The sequence below is a fragment of the Halorubrum sp. SD626R genome, assembly GCF_001261915.1.
In the GTDB taxonomy this organism is placed as follows: Archaea; Halobacteriota; Halobacteria; order Halobacteriales; family Haloferacaceae; genus Halorubrum.
This window is the reverse complement of record NZ_CVRT01000040.1, coordinates 12,061-29,889: the sequence shown is the minus strand read 5'-3', so window position 1 is coordinate 29,889 and position 17,829 is coordinate 12,061. Positions and strand designations below refer to the sequence as shown.

The window sequence follows — 17,829 nt, the reverse complement described above, 5'->3', positions numbered from 1 at the left end:
AAGACGCGGGGGGACCCAACGCCGGGACATGGTGCGGGACCCGTCGCGCGAGGAGGACCCCCCGTCGGTCGACGACGTGCTGGACGCGCTGGCCGACGACGCCGCGCGCCGGATCGTGACGGCGCTCACCGAGCCGAAGACGGCGAGCGACCTCTCCGAGGAGTGCGACATCCCCCTGTCGACGACGTACCGGAAGCTGGAGAAGCTCACCGACGCCTCCCTGCTCCGGGAGTCGACGGACATCCGCCGCGACGGACAGCACACGACGCGCTACTCCGTCTCGTTCGACGCCGTGACGGTCTCGCTCGACGGCGAGGGCGACGCGGACGGCGAGGCGGACGAGGCCCGCGAGCTCACCGTCGAGTTCTCCCGCCCGGAGCGCACGCGGGACGAACGGCTGGCCGACCTGTGGTCGGAACTGCGAGAGGAAACATGACAACGCACATCGACCTCGCCATCATCGTGGCAAAGACCGCCATCCTCGTGCTCGGTGGCAGTATCACCTACTACGCGCTCAGCGCGTACGGCAGAACGGGCGACCCGTCGCTGCGCGCGCTCGGGATCGGTTTCGGGACCGTGACCGTCGGCGCGCTGATCGGCGGCGTCTCTCACCAGATCATCGGCGCCTCTCTGGCGGTCGGGATCGCGATCAACAGCCTGTTGACCGCGGTCGGCTTCGGCGTCATCGTCTACTCGCTGTACGTGGAGTGACCTCGCCGGCGTCGACCGTTCGGAACCGGGATCGACTTGCCGAGGTCGCCGTCGACCGTTCGGAGCCGCCGCCGGCAGTTCGGAGCCGCCCTCGATCCGGTGGCTGTCGACGTCCGACGAACCCCGTTTTCGGTAGCCTTTTGCGGCGCTCCGCCCTCGATTCGTCTCATGAGCGACGCACGCGAGGAGCTCTCCCGCCGGATCGCCGGCGAGATAACGCTCAGCGACGACCCCGGGGCGACGCTCCGGAAGTGGCGGACCGACTTCGACGTCTCACAGACAGAGCTCGCCGACCAGCTCGACGTCTCCTCGTCGGTGATCTCCGACTACGAGAGCGGTCGGCGCGAGAGCCCGGGGATCGGCGTCGTGCGCCGGATCGTCGACGGGCTCCTGGACATCGACGAGCGGCGCGGCGGCGGGCGCCTCCGCCAGTACGCCCGCGTGCTCTCGGCGGGCTTCGAGAGCGACATCGTCCACGACCTCCGCGAGTACGCCACCGCGGTGCCGGTCGAGGAGTTCTACGAGGCGATGGACGCCACGGAGGTCGTCCGCGGGGAGCGCGACACCGTCAACGGCCACACCGTGATCAACTCCATCGAGGCGATCACGCGGCTCTCCAGCGAGGAGTTCTACCGGCTGTACGGCCAGTCGACGAACCGCGCGCTCGTGTTCACGGGCGTGACCCGCGGCGAGTCGCCGCTTGTCGCGCTCCGCGTCGTGAGCCCGACGCCGAACGCGGTCGTCCTCCACGGGATCGAAGCCGAGGACCTGTGGGAGCACGCCGCCGACCTCGCGCGCGTCGACCGCTTCTCGCTGGCGACGTCGACCCGCGACCTCGACGACTGCCTCGCCGACCTGCAGGCGCTGTGAGCGTCTCGGGGAGACGGTCCGCCGACCCGCCCGAACCGCGGCCCTGAAGCCGCCGGCGCCCCTCGGGCCGCGTATGACCGACGAGTACGCCGAGCGCCTCCGCGCAAACCGCCGCGAGAAGGACGAGTTCTTCGCCGAGCATCCGCAGTCGCCGGTCCCGCCCGAGCGCCGCGACGACTTCGACGGGCTCGACTACTTCCCGCCGGACGAGACGTACCGCGTCGAGGCGACCGTGACCGTCCACGACGACCCCGAGCCCGTCGAGATGGAGACCACCGCGAGTAACCCGGTCCGGTACCTCCGCGTCGTCACGTTCGCGTTCGAGGTCGACGGCGAGGAGCGCGCGCTCGCCGGCTACCGACAGGAGGGCGAGGACGGCGAGATCTTCGTCCCCTTCCGCGACAAGACCACAGGCCAGCAGACGTATCACCAGGGCCGATACATGGAGCTGGAACCGGCGGGCGGGCTCGCCGACGGCGACGTCGTCACCCTCGATTTCAACCTCGCGTACAGTCCCTTCTGCGCGTACAGCGAGACGTTCGCCTGCCCGCTCCCGCCCGAGGAGAACTGGCTGGAGATCGTCGTGCCGGCCGGCGAGCGCGCGCCCGACATCGAGTAGTCTACGGACCGTTTCGTTCGACGAGAGAGAAGCGGACCGCCGAGTCGCGCCGCGTTACCGTTCCAGCTCGACCGTGAGGTCGGTCGCGATCCACGCGTCCGTGTTCCCCTGCTCCGTGAAGACGGTTCGATCGGGCGAGCAGCGACTCGCCGCGACGATCGGCCGTGCGTCCGCTGACTCTCCGGCGCCGCGCTCGATCCGGTCCCCAGTGCTCATTACAACCTCGTCGGGGGTACGGGTGGTTATAGGTTTCGGTCGGCCTAAACCCAGGCGATACCGCGACCGCCGCAGCGGACCCGCGCGATCGGCGGACCGCTGCGATGGCGGCGACCCGCGCGGGGGATCGGAGCGCATTACCCGACGGCGCTCCTTCGACTCGACGATGACGGATTCGCTCTTCACGCCGTTGACGCTGCGCGACACCGAGCTTCGGAACCGCGTGATGCTGTCGCCCATGTGCCAGTACTCCGCGGACGGCGGGCTCGCGAACGACTGGCACCGGATCCACCTCGGCTCGCGCGCCGTCGGCGGGGCCGGCGCCGTGATGACCGAGGCGACCGCCGTCGAGGAGCGCGGTCGGATCACCCCGGGCTGTCTCGGGATCTGGTCCGACGAGCACGCCGAGGCGATCGAGCCGATCGTCGACTTCGTCCGGTCGCAGGGCGCGACGCCCGGGATCCAGCTGGCGCACGCCGGCCGCAAGGGGTCGCATCGGCCGCCCGCCGAGGGCGGCGATCCGATTCCGGAAGACGACCCGACAGGCTGGGAGACGATATCGGCGAGCGACGCGCCGTATCCCGACGGCGACCGCTCGGAGACCGGCGAGCCCGCGGCGACCCGCCGGATGGACGGCGGCGACATCGACGACGTGATCGAGTCGTTCGCCGACGCCGCGGCGCGCGCGCTCGACGCCGGCTTCGAGATCGCCGAGGTCCACGCGGCCCACGGTTACCTGCTCCACCAGTTCCTCTCGCCGGTCACCAACGACCGCGACGACGAGTACGGCGGGAGCTTCGAGGATCGGACGCGGCTCGCCCGCGAGGTCGTCGCGGCCGTGCGGGACGTCTGGCCCGACGACAAGCCCGTGTTCGTCCGGATCTCCGCGACCGACTGGCTCCCCGACCGCGACTCGTGGGACGTCGACGACTCCGTGCGACTGGCCCCGCTGCTCGCGGAGGCCGGGGCCGACCTGGTCGACGTCTCCGGCGGCGGGATCCACCCCGACCAGCAGCTCCCCGAGACCGGTCCGGGATACCAGGTGCCGTACGCCGAGGCGATCCGCGAGGGCACCGACGTGCCCGTCGCCGCGGTCGGCGGGATCACGGAGCCGACGCACGCCGACGCCCTCGTCCGGAACGGGCGGGCCGACCTCGTCGCGCTCGGCCGAGAGATGCTCCGGCACCCGTACTGGCCGCTGGAGGCGGCCCACGAGCTCGGCGCGGACATCGAGTGGCCGGTGCAGTACCGGCGCGGTCGGTTCGACTGAGGGGGTGGGTGAGGAAGAGACTCGACCGCGACCCGGGGTGGAGCGCGCTACGGTATCGGGCAAAGCTCTCGGTCACGTAGCGCCGGAAGCGGGATCAGGATCTATCAGTTGTAGCCGCGCCAGCGACGACCGCACTCCTTGCATTTGAAGAACCGCGTCGGGGGCTCGTCGGCGGCGCCGGTCTGTTTGATCGTGTACCACGCCTCGCCGTGGCCGCACTCGTCGCAGACGACGTCGGTCGCGGTGGGCTTCCCCTCGAAGTTCGCGCCCTCCTCCGTCTCGATCACCTCGTCACCGGTCTGTTCCGTGGTCGACTCGAAGTCGGCCGCGAGCGACTCGTCGCGCTCGGCGGTGCCGCCGCAGTCGTCGTTCTGACACACCATCTCCCCGTCGACGGAGACCATCATCGAACCGCAGTCGTCGCAGAACTGCATAGATGCGCCGCGATAGGGTGTCAAGCGGTTTAGCTCCCGTGACTGCGCTCGATACGACTGGTTTGTTCGATTAAAGATAGTCGGCGACGCGGTGAACACCTCCAAAGCCCCAGCCGCTCGGTCAGACGTGGGCAGCTACCGATCGACGGCGAATCGCTCCAAAGCCCCAGCCGGGAGGGCGGCGCACGCTCGTTGCGCTCCTCGGTCGCTCGCCTTGCTCGCTCCCTGTGGTGCTTACGTCGCCTGCGCCGCCCTCCCGGCTGCCCCTTTGAGTCCCACCCTGGCCGCACAGCATCGCAGCCTCACGCCTCCCCAACCTCGCGGCTCCCTTCGGTCGCCGCGTCCCTCGCGCGTGCTCCTCGGCCGCAAAGCGGCCTCGGAGGCACGCGCCACCGCACCGCCGTCCATTTATATACTGTCGACGTTCTCGCCGATCCGCTCCCACGCGAGGTGCGCGACGATCCCGAGCAGGAACGCGACGCCGAGGTTCGTCGCCAGCGCGGCGAGCCCGATGGCGACCGAGAGCGCGACGTTCTCCGAGTCGACGGCGTTGCGCGCGAGCGAGACGGCGACGATCGCGAGCAGCGCGCCGAGCATCGCCACCGGGAAGGCGCCGAGGAGAGCGGGCGTCGCGAACGGGACGGCGAGGAAGTAGCCGGCGCCGAGGACGACGTTGGCGCCCCCGGTGCGCGCGCCGAACGCGTGCTTCCCGGCGACGCCGTCACAGCCGTGACACATCGGGATCGCTCCGAGCGGCACCGCGATCAGGTTCGTCGCGCCCATGCTCGCCGAGAGCTCGTCCGGGGTCACCTCGGCGTCGAACAGGTCGGCGAACAGCAGGGAGGTCGCGAGCGCGGCGTTGCCGATCGTCATCGCGAGCTGCGCGACCACGCCGTCGGCCGCGCTCCGAGTGGCCGCCGCCGAGAGCGCCGAGAGCGACGGCGTCGGGGGCGCGCCGGGCCACTGCGGCGCGGGGATACCGGCGGTGACGAGGGCGATCACGACGCCCGCGACCGCCACCGCGAGCGCGCTCGCCTTCGGGTGCCCGGCGAGGGCCGCGAGGGCGGCGATCCCGACGCCGACGGCCGCGAGGACCGGGTCGCCAAGCGCCAGATCGACGCCGGTCCGCAGGAGGAGCAGCCCGACCGCGAACTGGACCCCGCGGATCACCGGCTCGCCGATCCAGCGTTCGACCCGCGCGAGGGTGCCCGTGAGCCCGACCGCGAGGAGGAGGACGCCGAGGACCAGCCCGGCCAGCGCGAGCTCGGCGTACGTCAGCGCGCCGGCGATCGCCAGCGCGGCCAACGCCTTCATCGGCTCGACGGACACGGGGAGCCCGTACCGAACCCCCCAGACGACCTGGAAGACGCCGAAGCCGGCGAGCGCGTGCGGCAGCGACACGCCGGTCAGGAGCGACAGCGCGACGACGAGCGGGACGACCGTAATCGAATCCCCTATCGCCCCGGTGACCGCCCCCGGACCGAACTCGACCCCGCGCCGTCGCGTTTTATCGACGATTCCCACCGTGGAGGACGGTCGTGTCCGAGACGCTTGAGGCTGTTCAGAAACCGCCGTCGGGATCGCTTCGTCTCGGCGTAACTGTATTCAGTTCATTCGCCGGAATCGAACGTCGGGTCCTCCTCGGAGATCATCGGGCAGTTCCGCACCCGGAACTCGTCGAAACCGACCGCCTCGACGATGCTCGTCCCCTCGTGGGTGCACGCGACCTCCGGCGGCGGGGTGAAGTGCGGGCACTGCTGGCAGTACGTCCGCTTCGAGACGACGTGCTCCGCGTCGCCCTCGCCGGGCGCTGACGTCGCCTCGCCCGCCGCGTCGGCGACCCCGGCGTCCGCGTCGAGAGACTCCCAGATGTCCTCTTCGGCCGCGCCGCCGACGTCCATCCGCTCGAACGCGTCGTCGAGGTCGCCCGAGTCGGCGGGACCGAGGTCGCCGAAGGGATCGGGGTCGCCCGAGTCGGGGGCGTCTCCGGCGGCGGGCGAACCGGCTCCGAGACCGACCGCGTCGGGTCCTGAGCCGCCGGGTTCGGAGTCGTCTGCGTCGAAGCCGTCCGGGTCGAAGCCGTCCGAATCGAAGCCGTCGAAACCGGAATCGTCGGATCCGCCCTCCCCGAAGTCGTCGGCGTCCTCGGTGTCGACCCCCGCACCGAGCTCGGCGAAGGGGTCGTCAACCTCGGCGGACTCGTCGATCGCTGCGTGTTCGTCGCCCTCGGTGGGGTCGGCGAGGGCGTCGAACGGGTCGTCCTCGTCGTTTCCGTCGGGGTCGCCCCGCGGCCCGTCTCCCTCGTCGCTCATCGGTCGCCTCCGGGGTCTCGGGTGCTCACGCCGCCCGTCTCTTCGTCGTCGACGTCGCCGTCGAGGGCGGGCTGCTCCGCGGCGACGAGCCGCGAGGTGCCGAGGAAGCCGGGGTTCGGCTCCAGCTCGGCGAACTCCCGGCCGCAGTGGGGACACTCCGGCTCCGTCAGCAGCCCGACGTCGACGGTCTCGCCGCAGTCGGTGCAGGCCGCCTTCCGGACCCCGTTCCGGTTCGCGGTCGCCGACAGCGCGTCGAGCCGCTCGCGGTCGGCGCGGTCGCGCTCGGCCGCCTCCAGCCGGCGCCGGACTCTGACGACCGCGCTCGCGACGCGCGAGAGCTTGTCGTCGAGCTCCTCCGTGTCGATCGCGTCGACGCGCGCCTCAAGCTCCGCGAGGTCGTCCACGCGCTCCTCGACGCTCGCGAGCCGGTCGTCGAGCTCGCCGACGCGCTCCTCGACCGCCTCGTCGGCCGTCGATCGCGCCGCCGCGTCCGCCTCGACCTCGTCGAGCCGCTCGGCGATCGCGTCGAGGTCGGTCGCGAGCGCGTCCAGCCGCTCGGCCGTCTCGGGGTGCGCGTGGTCGGCCGGCGCCGCGGACTCCAGCTCGCGGTAGAGCTCGACGAAGCGCTCCCGGAGGTCCCCGACCTTCTCGTCGACCTCGGCGTCGAGGGCGTCCAGCCGGGAGTCGATCGCCGCCACCGCCTCGGCGTCCGGCACGTCGACCCCCTCGGCCTCCGCGAGCGCGACGATCGCGCGCTTCAGGAGCTCCTCGCGGGCCACGCCGACCTCGTCGGCCGCGGCCTCGACCGCGTCGTCGACCGTCCCGTCGGTCGGATCGAGGTCACTCATTGAGGAGTCTCCGTCATCTACGACTCGTTTAGCGGGCAGACTTAAGTAATCTGTCGCGTCGTTCTCCGGATCGATACTCGGCGTCGAGCCCGATCGGGCGGCGCCTCCCGCGGCGCCGGGGCCTCCTCACCGGATCTTCCGCACGTCGCTGATGTCGAAACCGCCGTCGTGGATCTCGGTCTCGAACCGGACGATGTTCTCCGCCTCCAGCCGCGAGAGGACGCCGCGGAACTCGCGGACGAACATCGTCCGGGCGCGCTGGGAGCCGCCGCTCTCCCACGTGAACTGGAGGGTGCCGCCCGCGGCGTCCATCAGGGCGCCGAACTCGCGGTCGGAGATCGAGTCGGTGTTCACTAACACGAGGATGAGCCCGCCCCACTCGTAGGCGGCCTTCTTCAGCCCCTTCATCACCATCGCCACGTCACTCCACTCCGTGTCCTCGTCGACCATCGAGACGAGGTCGGTGACGGAGTCGATACAGACTAAGCTTCCGTCGGCGTTCGCCGAGAGGTAGTCGCCGAACGCCGTGAGCACGTCCTCGTACTCGCCGCGGTCGCCGAGCTCCGTGATCGACGCCGTCTCCTCCTCGTACCAGTCGCGGGGGATCGGGCTCAGCTGGAAGTACTCCGGCGAGAGGTCCCGGAAGGCGATCTCGTCGATGGCGGCGTCGACGATCTCGTCCGCCATCGTGTACCCCATCTCGCGGGTGAGCGCGTCGGTGTCGGCGGTAAAGGAGAGGTAGTGGACGCTCTCCGGGAGTTCGGCGTCGGGCGAGAGGTCGCCGTAGTAGAGGTCGAACAGCTCCGCGTCGGCGCGTCCGAGCGCGTTCATCGCCGCGCTGGTGTAGCAGAACTCGCGCGCGCCGGCCCCGGACTCGCCGGCGAGCAGCACGACGTTGCCCGGCGGCGCCCCGCCGCCGAGGATCGAGTCGAGGCGGGCGACGCCGAACGGAACGCTCGTCATGTCCCGTACCGGGTCGCCGCCCCGCTTAGTGTTGTTGCTCGCGCGGGGATGCGAGCAGGCACGAGGCGAAGCGGCCGTCGCCTACTCCTCCACCCGCGCCCCGCCCTCGGCCGCGCGGACGACCGCGACCGACCCGGACACGCCCGCCTCGTCGAGCGCGCGCTCGCCCGCCGCGGCCGCAGCGTCGGCGTTCGCGGCGTCCGTGACGCCGTAGACCGTCGGACCCCACGAGGACTGGCCCGCGCCGAACACCGACGCCGCGGCCGACAGCGACGCCACCACGTCGCCGACCGGCGGGCGGTAGACGCCGCCCTGCTCGTCGGCGTACCAGGCGCCGTTGAGCCGGCCGATCTCCGCGACCGCGGCGCCGAACCGCTCGGCGTTCCCGGTCGCGACCGCGGGGAGCACCCGCCGGGTGACGATCCCGCCGATCCGGTCGGCGAGCCCGGGGTCCGCGCGCTCGACCGCGGTCCGCATCGCGTCGTCCTCGGCGTCGCCGCTCCTCCCCGGGTCGGCGTCGGGACGCACGAGCAGGAACCGCCAGTCGTCGGGGACGGCGTGACGGGCGGCCACCGGCGGCACGGTCCACTCGCCGTCCGCGGGGCGGTCGGTCGTGAACCGGGCGGTCGGGTGGCCGACGTCGAGGACGAACCCGCCCGCCTCGAAGGCCGCGACGCCGACGCCGGAGCGCCCGCCGCGGCCGAGCGCCGGGGCGCGCTCGCGGACCTTCGGGTCTCTCCCGTGGGCGACCCCGATCGCGGCGAGCGTCGCCGCGGCCAGCTGGGTCCCGCTCCCGAGGCCGGCGTGGCGCGGGAGGGACTCGCGGACGGTGACGCGCGCGCCGTCGACGCCGAGCAGGTCGACGGCGGTGCGGGCGTACTCGCGGACGTCGTCGCCGACGGCGGGGTCGGCGGCGGAGTCGGTATCGTCGATCGTCTCGACACTGACCCGGTCGGCCGGCTCCGCTTCGACGACGACGCGGGGCTCCGCGAGGCCGAGGCCGAGGGCGCCGTACAGCCGCTCGTGCGAGAGGCTGAGATTACAGAAGCCGAAGTGGAGTCGGGCCCCGGCGCTCGCGCGTGCCATTGCGATGCTGTCGTTTCGCGGGCGACCGGTAAAGGGTGCGTGACAGTGGCGGGCGTTGCCCCTGATCGCGTTCGTTACGACTCCGCCGCTTCAGCGATAGCGGGGACTAGTGAAGCCCCGGCCGCTCGTTTATAAACCATTGACGACGGATCGAGGGTGAACACCGCCAAAGCCCCAGTCGCTCAGCCGTACGTTGTTGAGTTCGGATCGGCGGTGACCACCCCCAAAGCCCCAGCCGCGAGGACTCGATGGCCTCGCTGCGGTCCTCAGTCGGTCGCTTACGCTCCCTCCTTGCGGTCCTTACGTCGCCCGTCTTCGTCCTCGCGGCTGCCCCTTTGAGTCCCGCCCACCGCAACCGCACCGCACCTCACACCTCCCCAGCCTCGCCGCTCACGCTCTGCGGGCGTTCGCGGCGTCCCTCGCGCGTGCTCCTCGGCCGCGAGGCGGCCTCGGAGGCACGCGCCACCGCACCGCCGTCTGGTGATAAATAGCGCCTGACTACTCACTCCTTCCAGTCCGGGTTCGCGCGGGGCGGCGAGAAGATGTCGTACCCCACGACCGTCTCGTCGCCGTCGTTGCGCGCGGCGTGCGGCTCGCCGCCCGGGATCGCGTACGTGTCGCCGGCCTCGACGACCAGCTCCTCCCCGTCGACGAGGAACGTGAGCGCCCCCTCGATGATCGCGCCGACCTGCTCGTGCGGGTGGTCGTGCTCGGGGACCGACGCGCCCGGCTCGATGACGAAGTGCTGCACGCTGGCGTCCTCGCCGACCGCGCCTTGCGTGAGGAACACGCCGTCGACCGCCTCGACCGCCTCGACGTCCGCGTCTGGTACGATGTCCATGAGAGAGCCGGCGGGCGGGAACGACTTAAATAGTGGTTACGGGAACGGGTGGTACTCCTTCGCAAGCTCCGGCTCGAAGCCCATCGACCGCGGCACGTCGCGGGCGCGGTCGCCGAAGAAGGGGTCGCCGGTGAAGAGGGGCTGCGCGCCCGGCACCAGCACGCGGACCGCCTCGAACCCCATCCCGGCGAGGTCACGAGTCGTGATCCGGGCGACGTACGGCTCCAGTCCGACGGTCTCGACGCGGTCGACGACGGCCTCCAACTCGTCGGTTCCGGAGAGCTCCGGCTCGCCGAGGGCGTCGGCGGCGACGCTCGCGTCCGGGTCGAAGAACGCCCGCGTCTCGTCGGGGAAGTCGGCGTGGCGGCCGATCGCGGCGCCCTCGTCGGCCGCGGCGTCCGGGCCCATCGACCGGAGCTCCGTCCAGTTCTGGAGCGCCTCCGCGAGCGCGCTCCGGGCCGCGGCGACCGGATCGAGGTCGGCGCCCGACCCGGCCGCAAATCGGGGCCAGTCCCCGTCGCGGGCGACGCCGACCGCGACCACGGGCACGTCGATATCGGTCGTCACGAGCAGGGGAGTCACGGAGAGCGACTCGGCCCGCGCGCGCTTCTCCAGCTCGGCGAACGTCGGGTCCTCGACCTCCAGTCCGAGCGGCTCCGTGGTCGAGTACCAGCTGGTCATCGTCGCGTCGCGCTCGATGGCCTCGTACAGCCCCGACAGCGCCGCTTCCGGCCCGGAGTTCCCGAGCCCGAGCCCGGTCGTGATCGCGGGGCGATACCGCCGCTCCAGCGGCGGGAAGCGGACGAACTCCGCCGGGAGGCTCGCGGGCTCGCCGGTCGCGAGGGCCTCACCCGTCGCCCACGCGAGCCGGTCGTCGCGGTCGTACGCCTCGTGATCGTCGGGGCGCACGAACGCGTCGGGCGTCACGGGGTTCTGGACGTTCGCGGCCGGCGCGCGAGTGAACGACGCCTCGCGGTAGACGCCCGCCGCGTACCGCTCTAACCCCTCGCCGAGCGCCTTCATGAACGCCGCGTCCCAGCCGGCGGCGACGCCGCCGCCGAACTCCGCGGCCCGGACGTCGGAGAAGGGCGTCGTGTCGGCGACGCGCGCGACGTAGTACGGCACCGGGAACGACTCCCGCTCGCCGACCTCGGAGAGCGCGCCGATCCGGGGGTCGACCGCCCGCTCGGCGCGGTCGATCGACTCGTCGAGCGAGCGGTCGGCGTGCTCCCGCGGCAGCGCGTCGCCGGGGGCGTCGCCGCAGTCGCAGCCGGGGGCGGGGAGGAGGGTCCGCTCCGCGCCCGGGACCTCGACGACCGTGTCGGCGACCGGGTCGCCGGCGAGCAGGCGGATGACGCGGCGCCCGGCGAGCGCGCCCGCGTAGCGCACGGCCGACCGCCGGCCCTGCGTGGCGTCCGCCGGCTCCGCCCCGCCGCTCGCGACCCGGGCCCGGAGGCAGTCGTAGCAGGCCGCGTCGAAGACGGTGACCGCGGCGTCGACGTCGTCGAGTGGGACGCCGCCGAGCCCGCCGACCTCGATCGCGACCCAGCGGTCGAGGGCGTCGTTCGCGGCCGCGAACGCCGACGAGCCGGCGGTGTCGGCGACGACGGCGAGGTCGAAGCCGTCCAGCAGCCCCGGCTCGACGGGCATCACGTTCACGTCGACGTCGCCGAGCGCGGCCGCGACGGCGTCGACCGCGGGGCCCTCGCCGACAAGTGCGATGTCCATGTCCCGCCCGACGCGAAGGAGCGAAAAAAAGCCGCGGGTCGCGGCGTCGGCGGGGATCGAGGCGCCCTCCCTACGCCAGCAGGTCGCTCGCGACCGCGGCGAGCTCGCCGGCGTCGACGCCGTGGAGCCGTTCGTCGCCGAGCTTGAGCCGGAGCCGCGGGCGACCCACGTCGATCGGGACCTTCTCCGTGTCGATGATCCCCTGGTCCTCCAGCCGGGTCTTCGTCCGGGAGAACGTCGCCTTCGAGGCGATCCCCACGTCCTCGCCCCACTTCGAGATGTCGTAGAGGAGCACGTCGTTCTTCGCGGCGACGAGCAGCGAGACGGTCACCTCGTCGAGCGCGGCGTCGGCCGACTCCATCGACGCGAGCACGGCGTCGAAGTCGTCGCGGGCGGCCTCGCCGATCTCGGCCGCCATCGTCTCCCGGACGCGCCCGAGCGCCGGGGTCCGGAGGCCGTACTCCTCGGCCGTCTCGAAGGCGTCGCGGTGCGTCGCGAACACTTCGTCGACGAAGTCGGCGTCCTCGGTCGAGAGCGCGGCAACGTGCTCGCCCGCGCTCACGAGGACGACCACCCGCGAGGGCGAGACGAACAGCGCGTTGTCGACGTCGGCCGAGAGCACGCGGAGGCCGAGCGAGCCGTCCGCGACGAGGTCGGCCGCCTTCGACGCGACGAGGAAGTCGTCGGTCACGTCCTTCAGCGTGCGCTCGTCCGCCAGCATCGACAGGATCGGTAGGTCGTCGCGGCCGGTCGCGGCCTCGACGAGCGATACGATCGTCCCCGCGGACGGGTCGACGACGAGGAGCTCCTCGTCGGCGCCGGCGAAGGCCGTATCGAGGACGTTCTCGACGTTCGTCTCCAATAAATTCGATACCATCTATCTCTCCGGATAAAAGCCAGATGTCTATTTAATATTAACGGGATTCGAGGAGTGAACAACGGGCCATCAGCCGCCGAACCGCCCGAAAACGGCCGATTCGCGGATCGAGGTCGCGCCGGCGGAAGAGACGCGTCAGAGGCCGGGAGCCGAGCGGCGTGCGGCGAGGGGGAGAGACGGCACGGCGGCCCCGCGAGCGCGGCGAAGGCGACGCCGCGACGGAAGGATTAATGCGCGATCGCACCCGGGTTCGTACATGGACAACGAGCACGTCCGGGAGGTCGATCCGGCGGTCGCCGACGCGCTGGCCGGCGAGCGCGACAGGCAGGAGCAGACGCTCGCGATGATCGCGAGCGAGAACCACGCGAGCGAGGCGGTACTGGAGGCGCAGGGGAGCGTCCTCACGAACAAGTACGCCGAGGGGTACCCGGGCGCCCGGTACTACGCCGGCTGCGAGTACGCCGACGAGGTCGAGGAGCTCGCGATCGAGCGCGCGAAGGAGCTGTGGGGCGCCGAGCACGTCAACGTCCAGCCCCACTCCGGGACGCAGGCGAACCAGGCGGTGTACTACGCGACGCTGGAGCCGGGCGACAAGATCCTCTCGCTGGAGCTGAGCCACGGCGGCCACCTCTCGCACGGTCACCCCGCGAACTTCACGGGGCAGATGTACGAGGTCGAGCAGTACGAGGTCGACCCCGAGACGGGGTACATCGACTACGAGGGCCTCCGCGAGACGGCCGAGGAGTTCGAGCCGGACATCGTCGTCTCCGGCTACTCCGCGTACCCACGGACCGTCGACTGGGAGGAGATCCAGGCGGCCGCGGACGCGGTCGACGCCTACCACCTCGCCGACATCGCCCACATCACCGGGCTCGTCGCCGCCGGCGTCCACCCCTCGCCGGTGGGCGTCGCCGACTTCGTCACCGGCTCGACCCACAAGACGATCCGCGCCGGCCGCGGCGGGATCGTGATGTGCGACGAGGCGCACGCCGACGACATCGACAAGGCGGTGTTCCCCGGCGGGCAGGGCGGGCCGCTCATGCACAACGTCGCCGGCAAGGCGGTCGGGTTCAAGGAGGCGCTCGAGCCCGAGTTCGAGGACTACGCGCGGCGAGTCGTCGACAACGCCGAGGTCCTCGCGGAGACGCTGCAGGGTCACGGGCTCTCCCTGGTCTCCGGCGGCACCGACAACCACCTCGTGCTGGTCGACCTCCGCGACTCGCACCCCGACCTGCCGGGCGGCGACGCCGAGGACGCGCTCGCGGCCGCGAACGTCGTGCTCAACGGGAACACCGTCCCCGGCGAGACGCGGTCGCCGTTCAACCCCTCGGGGATCCGCGCCGGCACGGCCGGCCTCACGACCCGCGGATTCGACGAGGCGGCGATCGAGGAGGTCGGCGACCTCATCTACCGCGTCGTCGACAACGTCGACAGCGACGACGTCATCTACGAGGTCGGCGAGCGCGTGGTGGAGCTCTGCGAGGCGAACCCGCTGTACGAGTGACGACCTCGTCGGGGTCGCCGACGCGTCGGCGTCGCCGTCGACCGAGACCGTCCCGCCCGCCCGAATCCGTGCGTACAAAGTAGGGGCGTCTCGGACTGGTCGACATGGCCGACTCGTCGTTCCTCTCGAACCGCCTCGACCGCGCCGCCGCCCCGTTCGTGATCGGCGACCTGCTCGCGCTGATCGTCATGCTCACTATCGGGACGCTGAACCACGCCTCGGTCGAGTTCCTCACGGCGAACCCCCTGTACCTGCCCGGCGTCTACGCGCCGTTCCTGATCGCCTGGGCCCTGGTCGCGCCGGTCGTCGGCGCGTACTCCGCCGGCGCCGCGGAGACGGCGAAGTCGTCGGTGCCGCTCGCGATCCGGTCGTGGATCCCGGCCGCCGTCCTCGGGCTGGCGCTCCGCGCCTTCGTCTTCCGGGGCGGCGCGGAGCTGAGTTTCGCCGTCGTCATGCTCGTGGCGGGATCGGTGTTCCTCGGCGGCTGGCGCGCCCTGTACTTCCGTCTCCGGTAGACCCCGGAGTCGACGGTCCGGTCGTCGGTTTCGCGTTTTTCGGCTCGATTCCTCGCGGCGGATACGTCTGCATAACTTATGAGAACGTTCGGGGTGATCACGTGAGGTGTCACAGAGAACCCCGAGAAAAATTTAATACTGATTCCGTAGTAGTGTCAGCCGGAGCATGACTGGGTACTACGACTACGTTCTCGGGCTCATTCCGGCCGCGTTGATCGGTGTGACCGCCGTCCTCAACCTGGTCGGGCTGTCGTTGACGGCCGCGCTTCCCGGAGGCGCGCTCGTCGCGGGGGGCGTCATGGTCCACGCGATGTTCGTCCGGAACCCAGTCGCGGACGTTCGCGAGGGGATCGACCGGTCCGCGAGCGGTTCCGTCGGCGACTCGCTCGACCGCGCGGTCGACCGGTCGCGGACGGGGCAGTCCGGAGCCGAAGGATCCGACTGACGCGCTCGGCCGCCCGGCGGGGTTGCCCTCCGGTCTCGTGCCGGTTCCCTGCACGGTTTAGTCCCCCGCCCCCGAGGGGATCGGTATGACCGAGACGCTGTTCCTCACGAGCGCCGACGTCGACGACCTCGCCGGGCCGGCGGAGTACGTCGCCGCCGTCCGCGACGCGTACCGCCAGGTCGGCGAGGGCGCGCCCGCGGAGCCGCGGACGAAGCTGCTCAACCGCGACCCGCCGGGGATGTTGACCACCTACGCCGCGCTACTGCCGGAGACGGGCGCGATGGGCGGCTACACCTACTCAGCGGGGTTCGGCGCGGGCGACGCCTGGTTCATCACGCCGCTGTTCGACACCGAGTCGGGCGAGCCGCTCGCGGTGCTCGACGGCGCCTCGATGAACCCGTTCAAGACGGGCGCCGCGGGGGCGACGGCGGTCGACGCGCTCGCCCGCGAGGACGCGACGGAGGTCGCCGTGATCGGCAGCGGCGCGCAGGCGCGGGGCCAGCTCGCGACGACCGCGACCGTCCGCGACTTCGAGGCCGTTCGGGTGTTCTCGCCGACCGCCGAACACCGCGAGGCGTTCGCGGAGGAGTTCGCCGACCGGATCGACCCCGAGGTGACGGCCGTCAAGAGCGCGAGCGAGGCGGTCGCCGGCGCCGACGTGGTGATCACGGCGACGAACGCGAGCGACCCCGTCATCGACGACGCCGACGTGGAGCCCGGAACCCACGTCACGGCGATGGGGCAGTACCACCCGAAGAAGAACGAGCTCCCGCCGGAGCTGGTCGCTCGGGCGACGTACGTTCCCGACATCCGCGAGCGGGCGGCGCAGGACGCGGGCTCGTTCCTGGCGGCGGTCGAGGTCGGGCTCGTCGACGAGGACCACGTCGCCGCCGACCTCGGCGAGGTCGTCGCCGGCGGACATCCGGGCCGAACGAGCGAGGAGGAGATCACGGTCTTCGACTCCGGCGGGACCGGGATCGAGACCGTGGCCGCCGCGCAGATGCTCTACGAGCGCGCGAGCGAGTTGGGGCGAGGGCAGACGATCGACTTCGCGCCCGCGAGCGAGGCGCTTACAGGACGATAATACGGACTCTGTGATCTGTGGGTGATCGATTTGGGTATCTGACGTGACGTTTTATACGTAGACGACGGAGGATACCTCCAAAGCCCCAGCCGCGAGGACGGGGCACGCTCGCTGCGCTCCTCGCTCAGTCGCTCACTTCGTTCGCTCCCTCGTTGCGGTGTCGCCGGCGGCGGAGCCGCCGGCTACCCGTGGCGCGTAGCGCCACGCTGCTTGCGTCGCCTGCCCCGTCCTCGCGGCTGCCCCTTTGAGTCCCGCCCGACCGCACGGCGACCGCACCTCACACCTCCCCAGCCTCGCGGCTCACGGCTCGCGGCTTCGCCGCTCGCGTTCGCCGCGTCCCTCGCGCGTGCTCCTCGGCCGCGGGGCGGCCTCGGAGGCACGCGCCACCGCACGGTTAGTTTGTAAATAGACGCTGCTCCGGTCCCGGCTCTCACTCTAACCGATATCGCAGGATCGCGGCGATCCCGCCGAGGTTCGAGAGCTGCTCGCCGGGCGCGAACTCCGAGGAGAAGACGACCACGTCGCCGCCCTGCTGCTCGACCGACTCGATCACCTCGTTGACGTCGATCGACCAGTCGCCCTCGTTCTGCCGCTCCTGCCGGAGCCGCTCGTCGACCACGAGGAGCGTCTCGATCGCGCCGAACTCGGCGGCCTCCGCGACGTCCTCCGGGCCGTACGTCGCCTTGGCGCCCTGCGCGATGTTCTCGGTCAGCTCGTCGATGAGGCTCGCCTCCTTCGAGATCCGCGTCTCCTTCTGGACCTCGTCGACCGCGCCGCGCTTCAGGACCTCGTGGACGCCGCGGTCGCCCGCGGCCGAGGTGTCGACGGTGGTGATCCGGTCGGGAAGGTCGCGGTACTCCTCCTCGATGTAGTCGCGCGCGTCGCTCTTCGTGAACCCCGGGCCGGCCAAAATGACGGCGTCGGCGTCGAGGTGCGCGAGCGCCTCGCCGAGCTCGGCGAACAGCTCCTCGCGGGGCCGGGAGTACTCTCCCTTCCCGGTCGGCTTCGTGAACGAGGCGTACTCCTCGGTGCCGTACTGCTGGACCGTGTGGACGTAGGCGGCCCCCTCCTCGACCGTCGCGATGGCCACGTCGGGGTTCTCCGCGGCCTCGGTGGCCTCCTCCAGCCGCTCCGTCTGGTCCGGCTTGAAGTGCTTCTCCACCGTGATCTCGTCGTGCTCCTCGACGTTGAGCGTGTGGTGGGCGTTGAGCTGGTCCTCGCGGGAGCAGGCGACGATCACGCCGGAGACGCGGAGCCGGTTGGCGAATCGGGCGAACTCCACGTCGTCGACCTCCAGCGTGACGAAGATGTGCTCGCGCTGGCCGCCGGTGTCCCGCATCTGGTCGTCGTTCCGCTGGATCCGGCGAGTGGTGTCGCCCTCGACGAGGTCCCCCGGTTCGAGGACGTGCGCGAGGTGCCAGAGGTCGTCGACGTTCTCGGGGACGAGGGTGAGCCGCTCCCGGCCCTCCTCGCCGTAGCCCCGGTCGGAGATGCGCATACGCGACC

The 17,829-nt window shown here is 71.5% G+C and carries 20 protein-coding genes; 9 read left to right on the top strand and 11 right to left on the bottom strand.

Annotated elements, in window-relative coordinates; all coding sequences use genetic code 11:
• Positions 1–28: 28 nt before the first annotated feature.
• The 4 genes from SD626R_RS03360 to SD626R_RS03345 all read left to right on the top strand — a co-directional run bounded on the left by SD626R_RS03360 (position 29) and on the right by SD626R_RS03345 (position 2,200).
• The gene (locus SD626R_RS03360; protein ID WP_092563471.1) at positions 29–436 is read left to right on the top strand and encodes a winged helix-turn-helix domain-containing protein; all 408 of its coding nucleotides are present in this window, start codon (positions 29–31) and stop codon (positions 434–436) included.
• Positions 433–711 (top strand): DUF7521 family protein, encoded by a 279-nt coding sequence (locus tag SD626R_RS03355; protein ID WP_092563468.1) that lies wholly within the window; start codon positions 433–435, stop codon positions 709–711. The genes SD626R_RS03360 and SD626R_RS03355 overlap by 4 nt, the downstream gene beginning before the upstream one ends.
• A gap of 168 nt (positions 712–879) precedes the next feature.
• Positions 880–1,581, top strand: a complete 702-nt coding sequence (locus tag SD626R_RS03350; RefSeq protein WP_092563465.1) for a helix-turn-helix domain-containing protein — start codon at positions 880–882, stop codon at positions 1,579–1,581.
• Positions 1,582–1,654: 73 nt separating this feature from the next.
• Positions 1,655–2,200, top strand: coding sequence for a DUF1684 domain-containing protein (locus tag SD626R_RS03345; protein ID WP_092563462.1), 546 nt, complete (start codon positions 1,655–1,657; stop codon positions 2,198–2,200).
• Between the two features lie 54 nt (positions 2,201–2,254).
• Here SD626R_RS03345 and SD626R_RS16665 read toward each other — a convergent pair whose 3' ends face one another.
• Positions 2,255–2,416, bottom strand: a complete 162-nt coding sequence (locus SD626R_RS16665) for a hypothetical protein (protein WP_176697260.1) — start codon at positions 2,414–2,416, stop codon at positions 2,255–2,257.
• A 166-nt stretch (positions 2,417–2,582) separates the two neighbouring features.
• On the opposite strand from SD626R_RS16665, the gene SD626R_RS03340 reads away from it, so the two are divergent.
• A complete protein-coding gene (locus SD626R_RS03340) occupies positions 2,583–3,686 on the top strand; it encodes an NADH:flavin oxidoreductase/NADH oxidase (RefSeq protein ID WP_092563459.1) in 1,104 nt (367 codons plus the stop codon).
• Between the two features lie 104 nt (positions 3,687–3,790).
• Here the strand turns inward: SD626R_RS03340 and SD626R_RS03335 are convergent, their stop codons facing one another.
• The 9 genes from SD626R_RS03335 to tbsP form a co-directional block, all read right to left on the bottom strand.
• On the bottom strand, positions 3,791–4,120 hold the full coding sequence (locus SD626R_RS03335; RefSeq protein WP_092563456.1) for a transcription factor S: 330 nt from the start codon (positions 4,118–4,120) through the stop codon (positions 3,791–3,793).
• Between the two features lie 408 nt (positions 4,121–4,528).
• Positions 4,529–5,644, bottom strand: coding sequence for a putative sulfate/molybdate transporter (locus tag SD626R_RS03330; protein ID WP_092563453.1), 1,116 nt, complete (start codon positions 5,642–5,644; stop codon positions 4,529–4,531).
• Positions 5,645–5,730: 86 nt separating this feature from the next.
• Positions 5,731–6,432 carry a DUF8135 domain-containing protein gene (locus SD626R_RS03325; RefSeq protein ID WP_241996717.1) on the bottom strand — a complete coding sequence of 234 codons (702 nt, stop codon included), beginning with the start codon at positions 6,430–6,432 and terminating at the stop codon, positions 5,731–5,733.
• The gene (locus tag SD626R_RS03320; RefSeq protein WP_092563450.1) at positions 6,429–7,280 is read right to left on the bottom strand and encodes a hypothetical protein; all 852 of its coding nucleotides are present in this window, start codon (positions 7,278–7,280) and stop codon (positions 6,429–6,431) included. The genes SD626R_RS03325 and SD626R_RS03320 overlap by 4 nt, the downstream gene beginning before the upstream one ends.
• A 126-nt stretch (positions 7,281–7,406) precedes the next feature.
• Positions 7,407–8,243, bottom strand: a complete 837-nt coding sequence (locus SD626R_RS03315; RefSeq protein ID WP_092563447.1) for an RAD55 family ATPase — start codon at positions 8,241–8,243, stop codon at positions 7,407–7,409.
• An 81-nt stretch (positions 8,244–8,324) separates the two neighbouring features.
• Positions 8,325–9,329: a beta-ribofuranosylaminobenzene 5'-phosphate synthase family protein gene (locus tag SD626R_RS03310; protein WP_092563444.1), complete on the bottom strand. Its 1,005-nt coding sequence runs from the start codon at positions 9,327–9,329 to the stop codon at positions 8,325–8,327.
• A gap of 502 nt (positions 9,330–9,831) precedes the next feature.
• On the bottom strand, positions 9,832–10,170 hold the full coding sequence (locus tag SD626R_RS03305; protein WP_092563441.1) for a cupin domain-containing protein: 339 nt from the start codon (positions 10,168–10,170) through the stop codon (positions 9,832–9,834).
• 36 nt (positions 10,171–10,206) lie between these two features.
• Positions 10,207–11,898, bottom strand: a complete 1,692-nt coding sequence (locus SD626R_RS03300) for a YcaO-like family protein (RefSeq protein ID WP_092563438.1) — start codon at positions 11,896–11,898, stop codon at positions 10,207–10,209.
• A gap of 70 nt (positions 11,899–11,968) precedes the next feature.
• Positions 11,969–12,775, bottom strand: a complete 807-nt coding sequence (tbsP, locus tag SD626R_RS03295; RefSeq protein ID WP_092563435.1) for a transcriptional regulator TbsP — start codon at positions 12,773–12,775, stop codon at positions 11,969–11,971.
• Positions 12,776–13,031: 256 nt separating this feature from the next.
• Between tbsP and glyA the strand changes: the two genes are divergently transcribed.
• The 4 genes from glyA to SD626R_RS03275 all read left to right on the top strand — a co-directional run bounded on the left by glyA (position 13,032) and on the right by SD626R_RS03275 (position 16,323).
• A complete protein-coding gene (glyA, locus tag SD626R_RS03290; RefSeq protein ID WP_092563432.1) occupies positions 13,032–14,279 on the top strand; it encodes a serine hydroxymethyltransferase in 1,248 nt (415 codons plus the stop codon).
• Positions 14,280–14,383: 104 nt separating this feature from the next.
• Positions 14,384–14,794: a DUF3054 domain-containing protein gene (locus SD626R_RS03285; RefSeq protein WP_092563429.1), complete on the top strand. Its 411-nt coding sequence runs from the start codon at positions 14,384–14,386 to the stop codon at positions 14,792–14,794.
• A gap of 166 nt (positions 14,795–14,960) precedes the next feature.
• Positions 14,961–15,239 carry a DUF8015 family protein gene (locus tag SD626R_RS03280; protein WP_092563426.1) on the top strand — a complete coding sequence of 93 codons (279 nt, stop codon included), beginning with the start codon at positions 14,961–14,963 and terminating at the stop codon, positions 15,237–15,239.
• A gap of 85 nt (positions 15,240–15,324) precedes the next feature.
• Positions 15,325–16,323 carry an ornithine cyclodeaminase family protein gene (locus SD626R_RS03275; protein ID WP_092563423.1) on the top strand — a complete coding sequence of 333 codons (999 nt, stop codon included), beginning with the start codon at positions 15,325–15,327 and terminating at the stop codon, positions 16,321–16,323.
• Between the two features lie 430 nt (positions 16,324–16,753).
• Here SD626R_RS03275 and SD626R_RS03270 read toward each other — a convergent pair whose 3' ends face one another.
• Positions 16,754–17,821 (bottom strand): mRNA surveillance protein pelota, encoded by a 1,068-nt coding sequence (locus tag SD626R_RS03270; RefSeq protein ID WP_092563420.1) that lies wholly within the window; start codon positions 17,819–17,821, stop codon positions 16,754–16,756.
• Positions 17,822–17,829: the final 8 nt, after the last annotated feature.